Origin of the sequence: Brevibacillus sp. FSL K6-6036, assembly GCF_037964015.1 — a bacterium.
Taxonomy (GTDB): domain Bacteria; phylum Bacillota; class Bacilli; order Brevibacillales; family Brevibacillaceae; genus Brevibacillus; species Brevibacillus borstelensis.
The window spans coordinates 2,184,207-2,200,512 of the sequence record NZ_CP150173.1; the positions used below are offsets into that span (position 1 = coordinate 2,184,207).

Genomic DNA, 16,306 nt, shown 5'->3' on the forward strand with positions numbered 1-16,306 from the left:
ATAGATTCCCTCTATTTCGTAAATATGGTAAACTGATAGCGTTTCGACAAGAAAAGTTTGATCGATTTCAAGAGAAGTATGGGAGGAAGAACATGGAGAAGAGCAAAAAAGCACTTCCAATTATGCTGGCTACAGCCTTGGCAACGACGCCGTTTGTCATCGCTCCGCAGTCCGCTAGTGCAATCACCGATATCTCGATTGATCCAGACGATGACGAGGCAGGCGAAAGCACCACATATACCTTTGAATTTACCCTGGAAGAAGATTTGAAATCCGGCGACAAGATTACGATTAAATTTCCAAAGCAATTTGATATCGACAGCGATATCGATGAAGACGACATCGACGCTGATTTTAAGGTGAAAGAGGTCAGCGTCAGCGGCAGAGAGATCACGATCAAGGTCGGAGAAAAACTTGAAGCAGACGATGAGATCTCTTTCGACATTACGGACGGCATTACCAACCCTGACGACAAGGGTACATACTCGATTGAAATCAGAACTTCAAACGAGTCCAAAGAGACTGAAGATGTGAAGATCACGAGCGGAAGCAGCAGCAACAGCGGCAGCAAAAAAGGAAGCTCGGATGACTACTCCGTCGATATCGACGACACCACAGAAAAGAAAGAAACCCAGTACGAAATCGGTCCGATCAAGCTGGATGACAAGCTGGTAAAAGGCGACTGGATCACGGTTACGTTCCCAAGCTCGGACATGCTCCCGAGCAAGATTTCCAAGGACGACGTGGACATCAATGAATACGAGCCTGATTCCGTCAGCGTCTCCGGCAAAAAAGTAGAAATCAAGGTTCCGTCGAAGGTGGACGGCAAAAAAGAACTGACGCTCAAGTTTTACAAGAGCGCCGGCATCAAGAACCCGTCTGCCGGGGATAAATACACCATTGACGTAAAATGGGACGGCGTTACTTATCAATCCGAAAAATTTGACATCAAAAAATCCGGTTCATCTTCCAGCTCTTCCACCGCGAGCGACTTCACTGTATCGCTCTCCGACAGTTCGGCTGGAGCACGCACCAGCTACACTTTTGAAGCCGATTTCGGAAAAACGGAATTGAAGGCGGACAGCGAAGTCATCATCGAGTTCCCATCCTCTGACATGATTCCGGGCTATCTGAATCCGGATGATTTTAGAATCAACGGAAAGACGGTCAGAAAAGTCGGTTCTTCCGGCAACAAGATCTCTTTGACCACGCCGTACAACTTCTCTTCCAGCAAAACGGTCAAAGTAGATATCGATTTCAACGCGTGGATTACCAATCCAAAGTCTGCGGGCGATTATACGCTCAAGATGACGGTTGACGGCAAAACGGCAACGTCCAAAACGTTCCGGATCAATGGTGCAGGGGCGGTAACGCCGACACCAACGCCAACTCCAACGCCAACGACACCTGGCACTACTGCACCGGCAAACAATAGCACGGCAACAATCACCTTGACCAACACAGCGGTAGGGAAGCAAACTGGCGTCAACATCGCCGTGAAAGCATTTGGCGCTCCGCTGGTGAAACAGCGCGATTTCATTGAAGTCGTATTCCCGGTTGGGTACAAGGTGCCAGCATACATCGCACCGGCAAGCGTTTCTGTAAACGGCGTTGCCGCCAGCTTTGTTGCCGTTCGCGGACAAAACGTGCTGGTTTACCCGGCTCAAGACATCGCTGCAGGAACTGGAGCCAACATCGTGATCGGGGCAGCAGCCAACATCGTGAACCCTGCGGCGAAAAACACGTACACGATCAATGTCTTCAGCTCTGAGGAAAAAGGCTTGCTGTTTGGACGTGCAGTTGGAGTGGGCGTGCCTCAACCGGCGCAGCCAGCTCAACCGGCTCCGCAACCTGCTCCGCAGCAGCCGCAACAGCCACAGCAGCCGCAGACAGCAGTCCCGGCGAACGCTGCACTGTTTAAAGTAAACAACAAATCGTTTACGTTGCATGGAAAAGTATATCCGTTGCAGGAAGCTCCTTATCTGGCGAACGGAAATACAACAATGGTGCCAGCTCAGTTCTTCAAGGAAGCCATGGCGTTGACTACCCAATGGAACAACCAGACGGTAGCGATCATTAAAGGCAGAACAGTGGTCCGTTTTACAGTTGACTCCAACAAGGCATACGTAGGAAGTCAGGAATTTACCCTGCCAGCGCCAGTTGCGTTGAAAAACGGAATGCCGATGGTTCCGATCCGCTTTGTAACCGACAATCTGGGCTACAAAGTAGGCTGGGATGCCAAAACATCCAGCGTATTCGTCTATCAATAAACAGCAAAAAACCCTTCCCGGTCGGGAGGGGTTTTTCTTATGATGAACCGTCTGGCTGCCCAGAGGGCCTCTGATCATCGGAAGTAAAAGAACGTTGGAACCACGAGAGCGGCAATCATAATAAAGACCATGATTTTTACCAGTGTTGAATGTTTCGGCATATCGAACCTCCTGAATAGCGCGATTGAAAAATTTACTGCACGAAAAGTGGAAATTGTCGCGTTATTGTGTAACTCGCTGTGCTAGAATTATTGGAAGGAGGAGAAGTTCCTTCCTTCGTTTAGACGATCGGTCATTACATGGAAAACGAGGTGTTTGCAGGTGACTACTAAAGATTGTACCGAACTGTACCGAAAGTGGCAACAAGAGCTGAATGAACGGCTGGCCAAGTCGCCCGAAAGAAAACAGCAGTTTGCCACCTCGTCCGCGATCGAGATCGATCCGCTGTATGTGCCGGATCAGATCGATGATGCTTATATGGAAAATGTCGGATTCCCGGGAGAGTATCCGTATACGCGGGGCGTTCAACCCAATATGTATCGAGGAAGACTGTGGACGATGCGGCAATACGCCGGCTTTGGTTCTGCCGAGGAAACGAATAAGCGGTTCCGCTATCTTCTTGAACAGGGGCAGACCGGGCTGAGCGTTGCCTTTGACCTGCCGACACAGATCGGCTACGACTCGGATGACCCGATGGCAACAGGCGAAGTCGGGAAGGTCGGTGTAGCCATCGATTCGCTGGAGGACATGGAAGTGCTGCTGAACGGCATACCGCTCGACAAGGTAAGCACCTCGATGACGATCAATGCACCAGCATCTGTTTTGCTTGCCATGTATATCGTAGTAGGAGAAAAACAGGGCGTACCGGCAGAGAAGCTGTCAGGTACGATTCAAAATGACATATTGAAGGAATACATTGCCCGGGGCACATATATTTTTCCGCCGCAGCCGTCCATGCGTTTGATTACGGACATCTTTGCCTACTGTGCAGAGAACGTGCCCAAATGGAACACCATTTCCATCAGCGGCTATCACATTCGGGAAGCCGGGTCGACTGCCGTTCAGGAAGTCGCGTTTACGATCGCGGACGGCATCGCATACGTGGAAGCTGCGCTCCAGGCCGGTCTCGACATTGACCGTTTTGCTCCACAGCTATCGTTTTTCTTCAACGGACACAATCACTTTTTCGAAGAGATTGCCAAATTCCGTGCAGCCCGGAGAATGTGGGCTCGCTTGATGAAAGAGAGATACGGAGCAAAAAATCCGAAGTCGTGGCAATTTCGCGTTCATACCCAAACGGGCGGTTCCACGCTGACGGCGCAGCAGCCTGACAATAACATCGTTCGCGTCACCCTGCAGGCACTGGCAGCAGTCCTTGGCGGCACGCAAAGCCTGCATACGAATTCCCGCGACGAGGCGCTCGCCTTGCCGACGGAAGAATCTGCCCGCATCGCGCTGCGGACACAACAGATCATCGCGTTTGAAAGCGGCGTAACAGATACAGTCGACCCTCTGGCAGGTTCCTACTTTGTGGAGTATTTGACAGACCAGATAGAGGCCAAGGCACTTTCCTATTTGGAGAAAATCGAGCAAATGGGCGGTGCCGTAGCTGCTGTGGAAGCGGGGTATATGCAGCGGGAGATTCACAAGCAAGCCTATGAAACGCAGCGAAAAATAGAATCTGGCGAGGAAAAGGTAGTGGGAATGAACTGCTTTCAGCTTGAAAACGAGCCACAGCCGGAGCTGCTTCGCGTAGACCCTGAGCTTGGCAGGAAACAAAAAGAGCGGCTAGATGCACTGCGGGCAAAAAGGAATCAGCAATCAGTTGAACAAACGCTCAATCAGTTGCGCGAAGCAGCACAGGGCAAAGACAACCTGATGCCGTACATTATCGAATGCGTCCGCCATTATGCCACGATTGGAGAGGTCTGCGGCGTATTGCGAAGCGTATTTGGCGAGTACCGGGCGGTTTAGTCAGCAAACAGGAAGGTTCTAGTGACAAGGGGGAGCTATTGATGGAACAGAGGATTCGCGTACTGGTTGCCAAACCAGGGCTCGACGGACACGATCGGGGTGCATTGGTAGTGGCGCAGGCCCTTCGCGACGAAGGGATGGAAGTAGTGTACACGGGGCTCCGTCAGACACCGGCCCAGATCGCCGCATCTGCGATACAGGAGGATGTCGATTGCGTGGGACTCTCCTGTCTTTCAGGGGCTCACAATGAGCTCTTTCCAGAGGTTGTCCGTCTGCTCAGGGAACAGGGAGCGGATGACATCTTGGTCGTTGGGGGAGGCGTAATTCCACAGGAAGATATCCCCTACTTGAAAGAACACGGAGTAGCGGAAGTTTTCACGCCAGGCACGCCTACCAGTGTGACCGCTGACTTTATCCGTGCCCATGTGAAAAGAAAGCAGTTGACCTTTCAAAAAGCCCCGAAAAAGATTGCCCATATCGGCATAGCTGTGAAAAATCTCGATAAGGCTCTGCCATTTTACACCGAGCAGCTTGGGCTTAACCTGCTCGGGACAGAAGCGGTGGAGAGCGAGCAGGTTCGTGTCGCTTTCCTCGGGGTCGGAGAAAGCCGGATCGAACTGTTGGAGCCGATGAGTGCGGACAGTCCGATCGCCAAATTTATTGACAAGCGCGGCGAAGGCATTCACCATATCGCCTTTGATGTCGAGAACGTGGCGGAGCGTCTGCACCATTTGCAGGCAAACGGCATTCCGCTTATAAATGAAGTGCCCAAGCCGGGAGCGCATGGCGCGCAAATCGCCTTTATCCATCCAAAGGCGGCTGGCGGAGTTCTGTTCGAATTGTGTGAGTATCCGGATACATCTGCAGGTAAGGAGGAAGGCAACGATGAGTGAAGCGATGTTCGAAAAAATCGACGAGATGTACGAGCGAAAACGGAAAGTCGAGATGGGCGGCGGAGACGAGCGCATCGCTGCCCAGCACAATCGCGGCAAGCTGACGGCACGGGAGCGTATCTCGCTTCTGCTCGATCCGGACACGTTTGTCGAGCTGCAGCCATTTGTCAAACACCGGGCGACCAACTTCGGGATGGACAAACTCGACGCTCCAGGCGAAGGGGTAGTGACAGGCTACGGCAAAATCAACGGCCGGCTCGTCTATCTGTTCGCCCAGGACTTTACGGTTTTTGGTGGAGCGCTTGGGGAAATGCATGCCAAAAAAATCGCCAACATTATGGATCTCGCGGCCAAAAACGGCGCACCTGTCATTGGTCTTAACGACTCAGGCGGGGCGCGGATTCAGGAGGGGGTCGTCTCCCTCGACGGTTACGGGCATATCTTCTACCGGAACTCGATCTATTCAGGCGTGATTCCGCAAATCTCCGTCATTCTGGGACCTTGCGCGGGCGGGGCAGTCTATTCCCCGGCGATTACCGATTTCGTTTTTATGGTGGAAAAGACGTCACAGATGTTTATTACGGGACCGAAAGTCATTGAAACGGTAACGGGCGAAAAAATATCCAGCGAAGATCTGGGCGGCGCTTCTGTCCACTCTGCCATCAGTGGAAACGCGCATTTTACCGCCGCAACAGAAGAAGAGGTGTTGCTGCAAGTGCGCAACCTGCTGAGCTTCCTGCCGCAAAATTACCGGGAAGAACCGCCGGTAAAAGCATATAGCGGGGATGAGGGGGACTGGCTGGAAGAGCTGATCGACCTGGTCCCGGTAGCGGGCACCAAGGTGTATGACGTAAAAAAAGTGCTGGAAAAGATTGTGGATCATGGAGAGTTTTTAGAAGTACAGCCGGATTTCGCCCGCAATATCGTGGTCGGCTTTGGGCGTATCGACGGACAAAGCGTGGGGCTGATCGCCAACCAGCCAAAGGTGATGGCAGGCGGTTTGGATATCGACTCATCCGACAAGCTGGCACGGTTTATCCGGACATGTGACTGCTACAACATTCCGTTGATTACATTCGTCGATGTGACCGGCTTTTTCCCCGGCATTAACCAGGAACACGGCGGGATCATCAGGCATGGTGCAAAAATATTGTTTGCTTACTCCGAGGCGACAGTGCCGAAAATCAGTGTCATTACGCGAAAAGCGTACGGCGGTGCTTACGTGGCCCTCAATTCCAAGGCCATCGGTGCAGACGTCGTCTATGCCTGGCCGAATGCCGAGATCGCGGTCATGGGCCCGGAAGGAGCGGCCAACGTGATCTTTGCCCGCGACATCGAACAGAGCGCTGATCCGGTGGCTACCCGCCAGGCCAAGATTGCCGAGTATCGCGAGCGCTTTGCCAATCCGTATGTGGCAGCAGAAAACGGAATGGTGGATGACGTGATCGATCCGCGGGAAACCCGCAAATATTTAAAACGGTCGCTGGAAATGCTGAGAAACAAAGAAGAGCGCCGTCCTTCCAAGAAACACGGAAATATCCCCCTGTAAACAAGCAGAAAAAGGCTGGCACGACATGGTAGAAAAAATTTTTTTGCTGTATACTTGTAACAGGTAGACAATGCTATCATCTGGCATTTTCATTAGACAAGCCCCGCGGGTTGCCGTATTGGCCCTGCGGGGGCTTTATTCGGGAGGAATTGTCGTGATCAACCAGGAGCGATTGCTAAACGAGTTTTTGGAGCTCGTTCAAATCGACAGTGAAACCAAAAACGAAGCGCAAATCAACAAAGTGCTGAAGGACAAGCTGATTGAAATGGGCTTCACCGTTGAGGAAGACGACGCAGCGGCCAAGACGGGCCACGGCGGAAACAACCTCATTGCCACGCTGGAGGGAAATGCCAAAGGTCCGGCTATTCTGTTCAGCAGCCACATGGATACGGTCGTTCCAGGCAACGGCGTCAAACCGCAAGTTCGTGACGGCTACGTCTACTCCGACGGGACTACGATTTTGGGTGCGGACGACAAAGCCGGGATCGCAGCGATTTTTGAAGCGATTCGGACACTGAAGGAAAAAAATCTGCCGCATCCGACTATCCAGGTTGTCCTGACTGTCGGTGAAGAATCCGGTCTCGTCGGTTCACGCGCCATGGATTCCAGCCTGCTGAAGGCCGAGATGGGCTTCATCCTCGATTCGGAAGGTCCGGTCGGAGCGATTACGGTAGCAGGGGCTGGACAGTATCGTATCGTGACCAAAATTCACGGAAAAGCCGCTCACGCAGGGGTAAATCCGGAAGACGGAATCAGTGCGATCACGATTGCCAGCAAAGCCATTTCCCGCATGTCCCTGGGTCGCATTGACGCCGATACGACGGCCAATATCGGCCGATTTGAAGGCGGCAAGGCATACAACATCGTGACGGACTATGTAGAGGTATGGTCGGAAGCGCGCAGCCTTGTAATGGATAAGCTGGAGGCGCAGGTAAAAAGCATGACTACCGCTTTTGAAGAGGCAGCTGCGGAAATGGGCGGGAAGTGCGAAAACGATGTCATTTTTATGTATCACGGCTACAAGTTTAATGAAGAAACGCCTGTTGTTCAAAAAGCGATTGGCGCAGTGAAGCGCATCGGCCGCAATCCCGAGCTGGTATCGAGCGGTGGCGGCAGCGACGGCAACGTCTTTAACGGCTACAACATCCCGAGCGTAAACTTTGCGATCGGCTACGAAGACATCCATACCAAGAACGAGCGGATGCCGATTGCTGAGCTCAACAAAGCGTCCGAACTCGTGTTGGCGGTTATTGCAGAAGTTCTTGAGTAAAGCGAAAACGATACAATTAAAATGAAGAAGCACAACGCGAAGTGCCGGGTCTTCCATGGGGAGACCTGGTTCTTTTTTTTGCCTGATTCCCATAATTTATCAAAAAGGTACTGGTCTTTGCCGAATTGGTGTTTTGATCAAGGAAGCTGGCGAAAGCGGGGGGATGTGCAGTGCTTCGCCTGGAATCGGGGGTTGTGAAGCAGGTTCTGCTCAAAAGACAAGGCATGCAGGTTCTGGAGGTTTTTTTGCCTGAAACCAGCCAAACCGAACACGCTATTTCATACTCGCAGGAGCATTACGAGGAAGGCGAGGAGCTCCTGATAAATACGACAGCCATTCGACTCCAATTGGGTACGGGAGGGTATCATATTGTAGTAGGAAAATCGGCAGAGAAAAATCCGGTCGATGTATATCCGAGCACGTGGGGCCACGTCATGAAAATGCGGTATGCTCCGTGGCAATTAGCTGTGGATAGCGTGGAAGAGCAGCATAGCCCCTATCACGCGCTGTTCAACAATGAACAGGTCTCATTGGAGGGGACCCCTGTATTGATCGGAGAGCTTCACAGTCTGCTGCCGGCAGTGGCGTCAGCAATCAAACAAACCGACTCAGACCTGAGAGCTGTCTATGTCATGCCCGATGCGGCATCATTGCCAATCGGCTTGAGCCAACAGGCAGACCATTTAAAGCGGAAAGGGCTGCTTGGCAGCACGGTCACGACCGGACATGCGTGGGGCGGAGATTTGGAAACCGTTTCGATTCACAACGGTTTATTAGCTGCCCGTCACGTAGCACAAGCTGACATCATTCTATGCATCTTGGGGCCCGGTGTGGCAGGGACGGCCACTACATTCGGCTTTTCAGGAATGCAGTTGGCTGAAGTAACGCATGCTGTCAGCCTGCTTGGAGGCGTCCCGTTTTTTATACCGCGCATCAGTTTTTCCGACCCTAGGGAGCGGCATCTGGGCGTAAGCCATCACACGATTACGGTGCTGAAAAGGTTTGCGCTTCGTCCAGCCATCGTACCCGTCCCCGTATGGGATGACGAACGCGATAGCCGTATCGCGAGGCAAATGGACGGCATCTGCCAACAGACAGACCATCTTGTCCTGCGTGCAGCCGCACCAGCAGAGGAAGAATTGGATGAGCTGGAGCGCATGTATGACCTGCACTTTTCCACGATGGGCCGAGGCTGGCGGCAAGACCCGGCACCGTTTCAGACAGCTGCTTTGGCCGGGGTGCTTGCGGCAAAGAGCATTCCCTACATAAAAGACAGCATTAGCGACGCGACGAATTGCTGCGTCGGGCGAGATATTCTTGCAAGGTTAGGTCTTTTTTTGACCAGGAGCGGAGTGTAGCGCGAATTTCCCACGCTTTTCCTACCATCCGAATCTGCTTTTCGTCCACATAGGTTTTCATCCTCTCTCTCCTCCTATACAATATGGATTGGACAAGTGTCTTGCTCAAAGCATATGGAGAGACATTCCTGTTTAGAACCAGCCAAACGCAAAGGGTGATGAACCGATGAAGGATACACAGCATTTGTACGAGAAAACGATTTCCAGCCAGACGATTTATGAAGGCAAGGTCATTACGTTGAAAGTGGATGAAGTGCTGCTGCCCAACGGCCATACAGCGAAGCGGGAGATTGTCACCCATCAGGGGGCCGTTGCCGTTATGGCTTTGACCGATGAAGGAAAATTGGTAGCGGTCCGCCAGTTCCGCAAGCCGCTGGAGCAAGTGATCGTCGAGCTTCCTGCTGGAAAGCTTGAGCCCGGCGAGGAGCCGCTTGCATGTGCCAAGCGCGAATTGCAGGAGGAGACGGGGTACCAGGCCAAAGATTATACCCTTCTCAGTTCTTTTTACACCTCTCCAGGGTTTGCCAATGAAATTCTCCACCTCTACCTGGCAACCGGACTGACAAAGGGAGAGAGTCAACCCGATGAAGACGAGTTTGTAGAGGTTTTGGAGCTTACATTGGAAGAGGCCCACGAGCTTCATCGACTCGGGGAGATTCGGGATGCAAAAACAGTAGCGGCATTGTTCGCGTGGGAAAATCGGTTGTTGCATGGCAAAAAATAAGCAGAGCGCGCTGCCGGAGTTTTTTTGTGACATGCATATCCACGTCGGGGGGACATGGACCGGAAAGCCCGTCAAAATCACGGCTTCGCGGCAAATGACTTTGACGAGAATCCTGGAAGAGGCGTCGGAGCGAAAAGGCATGGACATGATCGGGATTATCGACGCCCATTCGCCGGAGGTGCAGGAGGAGCTCCAGCATCTCATCGACCAAGGACATGCAGCAGAGCACAAGGATGGAGGCGTGCTGTACAAACAGACCATGCTGATCCTAGGCTGTGAGGTGGAGATCAAGGAGACAGCCAGAGGAGAAGCGCATTTTCTCTGCTATCTGCCCGATCTGGCAAGGATGAGGCTGTTTACGAAATGGCTTTCCCAGCGCTGCAAAAATGTGCAGCTCAGCTCGCAGCGCATTCGTACGACATTGCGGGAGCTGCAGCAGGTGATTGCCGATTGGGGCGGAGTCGTTGTTCCCGCACATATTTTCACCCCGCATAAAGGCTTATACGGAAGCTGTACGGATTCGCTGGCTGAATTGATGGATCCGAGCCTGATTTATGCGGTGGAATTGGGGCTTAGCGCCAATTCGGAAATGGCGGATCGCTTGCTGGAGCTGCATGAAAAGACGTTTTTGACCAATTCCGATGCACATTCCTTGGCGAAAATCGGCAGGGAGTACCAATCCATTGCACTGGGTGAACGCTCGTTCCTGGAATGGGTGAAGGCGCTGCGCAGGGAAGAAGGGCGCGGGGTCAGCGTAAACTATGGCCTTCATCCCCAGCTCGGGAAGTACCATCAGACTGCCTGTCAATCGTGCCAATCGACACAGCCGGCGAACGAGCAGGGACGCTGTCCGCAATGCGGATTCAAGCGTGTGGTTCGAGGTGTATACGACCGGATCGCCCAACTGGCAGATGCGCCTGCAGGAGTGCATCCTCCGTTTCGGCCGCCGTATATAGAGCAGGTCCCGCTGGAGTTTATCCCTGGAGTAGGTCCGAAGCTGCGGGAAAAACTCTATGACCGCTTTGGAACGGAAATGTCCATCTTGCATCGGACAAGGCAGGAGGAGCTCGCGAGCATTACAGGAGACCGTATTGCAGAGCTGATCGTTTTGGCCAGAGAGGGGCGGCTGGTGGTAAAAGCAGGTGGGGCCGGCACGTATGGCAAGATCCTCCCTTTGCGCGAGGACAAGTCATAGGCGACAGCCCGTCCGCATAAGCTGTATAAGAATCAGCGAAGCGGGAGGCGAGCTGCTGTGCGGTCGCGAATTGGACAAACAATCCACGTATATGCGAAAGAGCACCAATCACTCTACTGGTTTACGATCGTTCTGTTTACGATGGGAATTATTTTTGGCGCGGTTATCGTCAATTCACTGCCGCTCGCGCAAAGGCAAGAGCTGTTCGGATTTCTCCAGTTTTTTTTCAGCAGTATCGGGGAAAAGGGCATTCCCGAACCGAACATGCATTTTCAGCAGTCGTTCGGCTACTATGCAAAAACAGTCGGGATCATGTGGGTGCTGGGGTTGTCCATAATCGGCCTGCCGATGATTTTGCTCCTTCTGTTTTTAAAAGGCGTAGTCATCGGCTTTACGGTCGGTTTTCTCGTCAACCAGCTGCAATGGCAAGGAGTCACCTTTGCGCTGATGGGCGTATTGCCGCAAAATCTGTTGGTTGTTCCGGCCTTGATGATCGTGGGAGTAAGCGGGATTTCTTTTTCACTCAGGTTGATCAGAACGAGGCTGTTATCCAAACGAGATGTGATCATGCCTCATTTCATGGGGTATTCCTTGCTCGTGCTTGCGATGCTGGCGGTTCTGACGATTGCGGCGATGTTTGAAACCTTTGTTTCGCCGAAGCTGATGCAGATCGTGCTCAATCAATAATTATTCTCAAGTAAGAACTTATGTATTTGACTTCTAGGATGCCCCTCTACTATAATAGGAGCAGGTTTCATGTGAGCGGGGAGGGGCAAGCATGTTGGAAGAAAAGTTAGAGAAGATCAAGCAGCAACTTCATTCCCAAAACTATAAACTGACGCCACAACGTGAAGCCACTGTTCGCGTGTTGCTGGAGAACGAGGAAGATCATCTGAGTGCGGAAGACGTCTATCTGCTCGTGAAAGAAAAAGCCCCTGAAATAGGCTTGGCTACGGTCTATCGTACGCTGGAATTGCTGAGTGAGTTGAAGATCATCCACAAGATGAACTTTGGAGACGGAGTCGCCAGGTACGACCTGCGTGACGATAATTCTGAGTATCACCATCATCACTTGATCTGCAACAACTGTGGCTCGGTAGATGAAATTTTTGAGGACCTCCTTGTATCCGCAGAAGAAAAGGTAAAGAATGTTTACAACTTTTATATTACCGATCACCGCCTGTCATTCTACGGCATTTGCAGCCGCTGTATCGACAAGGTCAACGTGGAGGACTTCAAGTAAAAAACTTCTCTTTCAAAAGGAGAAGTTTTTCTTGTTTTGACGCTTTTGGCTGTTAGAGATTCACTTCGGGAGGCATCATAAGGAAAGTGAATGCCAAGTGAAGGAGGCGGCAAAAGCGTGATTATTGGAGTCCCAAAAGAGCTGAAGAACAACGAAAACAGGGTAGGATTGACCCCGGCAGGCGTAAGCGCCTACAGGCAGGCGGGACATCGGGTACTCGTGGAGACACTGGCTGGAGCGGGCTCTGGCTTTTTTGATGAGGACTATCTCGCGGCCGGTGCGGAAATCTTCAGCAGCGCCAGGGAAGTTTGGCAGCATGCAGACATGATCTGCAAGGTAAAGGAACCGTTGCCGGAGGAATACGCATATTTTCGGGAAAATCTGATCCTGTTTACATATTTGCATCTCGCACCGGAAAGAGAGCTGACAGCAGAGCTGTGCGCCAAAAAAGTGGTGGCGATCGCTTATGAAACGATCCAGACCGATGACGGGTCGCTGCCGCTGCTCATGCCGATGAGCGAGGTGGCAGGACGGATGTCTGTACAGATCGGCGCCCAATTTTTGGAGAAGCCTCACGGCGGAAAGGGCATCCTTTTGGGAGGGGTGCCAGGTGTTCCGCCGGCGCACGTAGTCATTGTCGGTGGCGGCATTGTCGGGACGAATGCGGCCAGAATGGCTGTCGGAATGGGGGCAAGGGTAACGCTGCTTGATATTCATGCAGGCAGGCTGCGTGAGCTGGATGACCTGTTCCGGGGGCGTCTGCATACGCTCATGTCCAATCACTACAATATTGCCGAGGCTGTACAATCAGCGGACCTTTTGATCGGTGCGGTCCTGATTCCGGGAGCAAGGGCTCCCAAACTGGTCACGGAGGAAATGGTAAAATCGATGGCTCCCGGTTCCGTCATCGTGGATGTGGCGATTGACCAGGGGGGATCGATCGAGACAATCGACCGGATTACGACCCACAGCGATCCGACATACGTAAAGCATGGAGTCGTCCATTATGCGGTTGCCAACATGCCTGGAGCGGTTCCCCGCACCTCAACCATCGCCTTGACCAATGTCACCATTCCCTACGGGCTGATGATTGCCAACAAAGGGTACCGCACTGCTATCGCCCAAAGCCGGGCGCTCGCTCGCGGGGTCAATGTGCTCAACGGCCACGTCGTGTATGAAGCAGTAGCCAGATCCTTGAACGTTCCCTTTGTACCGCTTGACGACGTCCTCCAAGACCTTCCCACATAAGCGGGCTGAATGGATTTTTCAATGGCGCATATATATGGAAGGAACGATAACAGGGAGGAAGTCGGCACATGCGAATACCGGTTCGACGATTCATGGAGATCTTGCGCTTTTTTCTCCTGTTTGTCACCTGCACATTGATTTCGTACGGGATTATCTCTCTGCTTACCGATAAACTGTGGTCCGAGAACCAATACCGGGAGCCAAACGGCAATGCGGTAAAAGTCGTGAAGCTCGTCAATACATCTGCTCCAAAGGATTTGGACGGATATATGGCGAGGCTGCAGCTGTTCTATCTGACAGGGGAATAGAGGGGCATTTTTCCTCCAAAAAAGAGGACTTTTCCTTTTCGTGTGGAAAGCAATACGAGATACTTTTCACCTGAAGGGGACAACTTCATGGACATGCTGATTGATCATTTTATCCATTTTCTTTCCGTCGAAAAGGGGCTTTCACCAAATACACTGGAATCATATCAACGGGATATGGTTGCCTATACCAACTATCTGCGGGAGCAGGGAATCACCCGGATAGAAGACTCTACCCGGACACAGATCATCGGGTATTTGATGAGTTTGCAGGAAAAAGGCAGGGCTACGGCGACACTTTCCCGTAATATGGCTTCGATACGGGCCTTTTATCAATTTCTCGTACGCGACAAGTTTATCGACAAAGACCCGTCGATTCATTTGGAAACGCCCAAAATTGAAAAAAGGCTGCCCAAGGTATTATCGGTGGAAGAGGTGGAGCGTCTGCTCGACAGCCCGCCCATGAATCATCCCGCAGGTCTACGCGACAAAGCGATGCTGGAGCTTCTGTACGCGACAGGCATCCGCGTGTCGGAATTGGTGAATCTCAGCGTCTTGGATGTGAATCTGGAGATGGGGTTTGTCAAATGCATGGGCAAAGGGTCAAAGGAACGCATCATCCCGCTCGGTTCGGTCGCCATTCAAATGGTACGGCATTATTTGCAGGCAGGGCGGCCCCGGCTTGTAAAAGAGCAGGGGGAGACTGCGCTGTTCCTGAACCATGTGGGCAAGCAGATTACCAGGCAGGGCTTTTGGAAAATTATTAAGCGATATGCGCAAAAAGCAAATGTCAGAGCAGAAATTACTCCGCATACCCTGCGCCATTCCTTTGCCACGCATCTGCTCGAGAACGGTGCAGATCTCCGTTCCGTGCAGGAAATGCTCGGCCATGCAGACATTTCTACGACCCAGATTTACACGCACGTGACCAGAACCCGGATTAAGGATATTTACGCAAAAACCCACCCGAGAGCATAGTCTCTCTTTTTTTCCTCGTCAGACGTCTGACGACTATCCTTACACCTGGGTGCATTCTTCATACTTACTTGTAGGAGGCGGTTTTTTTGCCACGTTTTTCTCGTGTTTTCTTGATTGTGATGGACAGCGTCGGGATCGGCGAATTGCCTGACGCCCCCCGTTTTCAAGACGAGGGTGCCCATACGCTCGGCCATATTGCCGAACGAGTAGAAGGCTTTGCTCTTCCGCATTTGCAAGCACTGGGCCTGGGGAATATCGCTCCTTTGGCCAATGTCCCTGCTGCGCAGCAGCCAAAAGCCCATTATGGGAAAATGAATGAAGTTTCTATCGGAAAGGACACAACGACAGGGCATTGGGAAATTATGGGTCTGCACGTATCCACACCGTTCCGCACATACCCGGATGGTTTTCCGACCGAGCTGATCCACGAGTTCGAAGAGAGGATCGGACGCAAGGTGCTGGGCAACAAGGTCGCTTCCGGCACAGACATTCTCGATGAGCTGGGCGAAGAGCATATGCGGACTGGCAACGTCATTGTCTACACTTCTGCGGACAGTGTGTTCCAGGTGGCAGCCCACGAGGAAGTGGTCCCGCTGGAAGAATTGTATCGCATCTGTCAGGTTGCCCGGGAGCTGACTTTGCGTGACGAGTTTGCCGTCACCCGCGTCATCGCCCGCCCGTTCGTAGGCCAGCCCGGCTCCTTTGTCCGTACAGCCAATCGGCATGATTACTCCGTTAAGCCGTTCGCGCCGACAGTGATGAACCGGCTCCAGGATGCGGGACTGGCTTCTATTGCGATCGGTAAAATCAGTGATATTTACGCAGATGAAGGGGTTACGAAAGCGATTCGGACCAAGGACAATATGGATGGGGTCGATCAATTGCTGGGTACGATGAAAGAGTCGTTTACCGGCCTCAGCTTCGTAAACCTGGTCGACTTCGATGCGAAATTCGGACATCGCCGCGATCCGGAAGGGTATGGCAAGGCGCTGATGGAATTTGACGCACGCATCCCTGAGCTTATCTCTTCCCTGAGTGAGGAAGATCTGCTGATCATCACTGCCGATCACGGAAATGATCCGGTTCATCACGGAACCGACCATACGCGCGAATACGTTCCGCTGCTCGTTTACCACAAAGGGATAGCCGCAGGCAGCCATTTGGGCATTCGCAGCACATTTGCCGACATCGGCGCAACCATCGCGGACAATTTTGGCGTCCAGCCGCCAGCCATTGGGGAAAGCTTTCTTTCCAAACTGTAAATGCGGGCATGCAATACGCAATCATTTCGATAGTATG

Annotated in this window: 14 protein-coding genes; all 14 read left to right on the forward strand. The window is 52.2% G+C overall.

Features of this window, described 5'->3' with window-relative positions; all coding sequences use genetic code 11:
• The first annotated feature begins 92 nt into the window (after positions 1-92).
• Positions 93-2,270 (forward strand): copper amine oxidase N-terminal domain-containing protein, encoded by a 2,178-nt coding sequence (locus NST37_RS10935; RefSeq protein ID WP_031931817.1) that lies wholly within the window; start codon positions 93-95, stop codon positions 2,268-2,270.
• Positions 2,271-2,591: 321 nt separating this feature from the next.
• Positions 2,592-4,244, forward strand: a complete 1,653-nt coding sequence (locus NST37_RS10940) for a methylmalonyl-CoA mutase family protein (RefSeq protein WP_003387217.1) — start codon at positions 2,592-2,594, stop codon at positions 4,242-4,244.
• Positions 4,245-4,285: 41 nt separating this feature from the next.
• Complete coding sequence (gene mce / locus NST37_RS10945; RefSeq protein WP_031931818.1) at positions 4,286-5,137, forward strand: methylmalonyl-CoA epimerase; 852 nt, start codon at positions 4,286-4,288, stop codon at positions 5,135-5,137.
• Positions 5,130-6,686, forward strand: coding sequence for a carboxyl transferase domain-containing protein (locus NST37_RS10950; protein WP_024984920.1), 1,557 nt, complete (start codon positions 5,130-5,132; stop codon positions 6,684-6,686). The genes mce and NST37_RS10950 overlap by 8 nt, the downstream gene beginning before the upstream one ends.
• 148 nt (positions 6,687-6,834) lie before the next feature.
• Positions 6,835-7,956, forward strand: a complete 1,122-nt coding sequence (locus NST37_RS10955) for a M20/M25/M40 family metallo-hydrolase (protein ID WP_085974950.1) — start codon at positions 6,835-6,837, stop codon at positions 7,954-7,956.
• A gap of 170 nt (positions 7,957-8,126) precedes the next feature.
• On the forward strand, positions 8,127-9,314 hold the full coding sequence (locus NST37_RS10960) for a DUF3866 family protein (protein ID WP_039070845.1): 1,188 nt from the start codon (positions 8,127-8,129) through the stop codon (positions 9,312-9,314).
• 166 nt (positions 9,315-9,480) lie between these two features.
• Positions 9,481-10,038, forward strand: a complete 558-nt coding sequence (locus NST37_RS10965; protein ID WP_003387212.1) for an NUDIX hydrolase — start codon at positions 9,481-9,483, stop codon at positions 10,036-10,038.
• A complete protein-coding gene (locus NST37_RS10970; RefSeq protein WP_172921088.1) occupies positions 10,025-11,233 on the forward strand; it encodes an endonuclease Q family protein in 1,209 nt (402 codons plus the stop codon). Before NST37_RS10965 ends, NST37_RS10970 begins: the two co-directional genes overlap by 14 nt.
• 57 nt (positions 11,234-11,290) lie before the next feature.
• Positions 11,291-11,920 carry a stage II sporulation protein M gene (spoIIM, locus tag NST37_RS10975; protein ID WP_003387209.1) on the forward strand — a complete coding sequence of 210 codons (630 nt, stop codon included), beginning with the start codon at positions 11,291-11,293 and terminating at the stop codon, positions 11,918-11,920.
• 91 nt (positions 11,921-12,011) lie between these two features.
• Positions 12,012-12,476 (forward strand): Fur family transcriptional regulator, encoded by a 465-nt coding sequence (locus tag NST37_RS10980; RefSeq protein ID WP_003387207.1) that lies wholly within the window; start codon positions 12,012-12,014, stop codon positions 12,474-12,476.
• Positions 12,477-12,593: 117 nt separating this feature from the next.
• Positions 12,594-13,724, forward strand: coding sequence for an alanine dehydrogenase (gene ald / locus NST37_RS10985; RefSeq protein ID WP_003387206.1), 1,131 nt, complete (start codon positions 12,594-12,596; stop codon positions 13,722-13,724).
• Between the two features lie 68 nt (positions 13,725-13,792).
• Positions 13,793-14,032, forward strand: coding sequence for a DUF4227 family protein (locus NST37_RS10990; RefSeq protein ID WP_031931821.1), 240 nt, complete (start codon positions 13,793-13,795; stop codon positions 14,030-14,032).
• Between the two features lie 87 nt (positions 14,033-14,119).
• Positions 14,120-15,007 (forward strand): site-specific tyrosine recombinase XerD, encoded by an 888-nt coding sequence (gene xerD / locus NST37_RS10995; protein ID WP_003387201.1) that lies wholly within the window; start codon positions 14,120-14,122, stop codon positions 15,005-15,007.
• 86 nt (positions 15,008-15,093) lie between these two features.
• Positions 15,094-16,269 carry a phosphopentomutase gene (gene deoB / locus NST37_RS11000; protein ID WP_024984925.1) on the forward strand — a complete coding sequence of 392 codons (1,176 nt, stop codon included), beginning with the start codon at positions 15,094-15,096 and terminating at the stop codon, positions 16,267-16,269.
• Positions 16,270-16,306 lie beyond the last annotated feature (37 nt).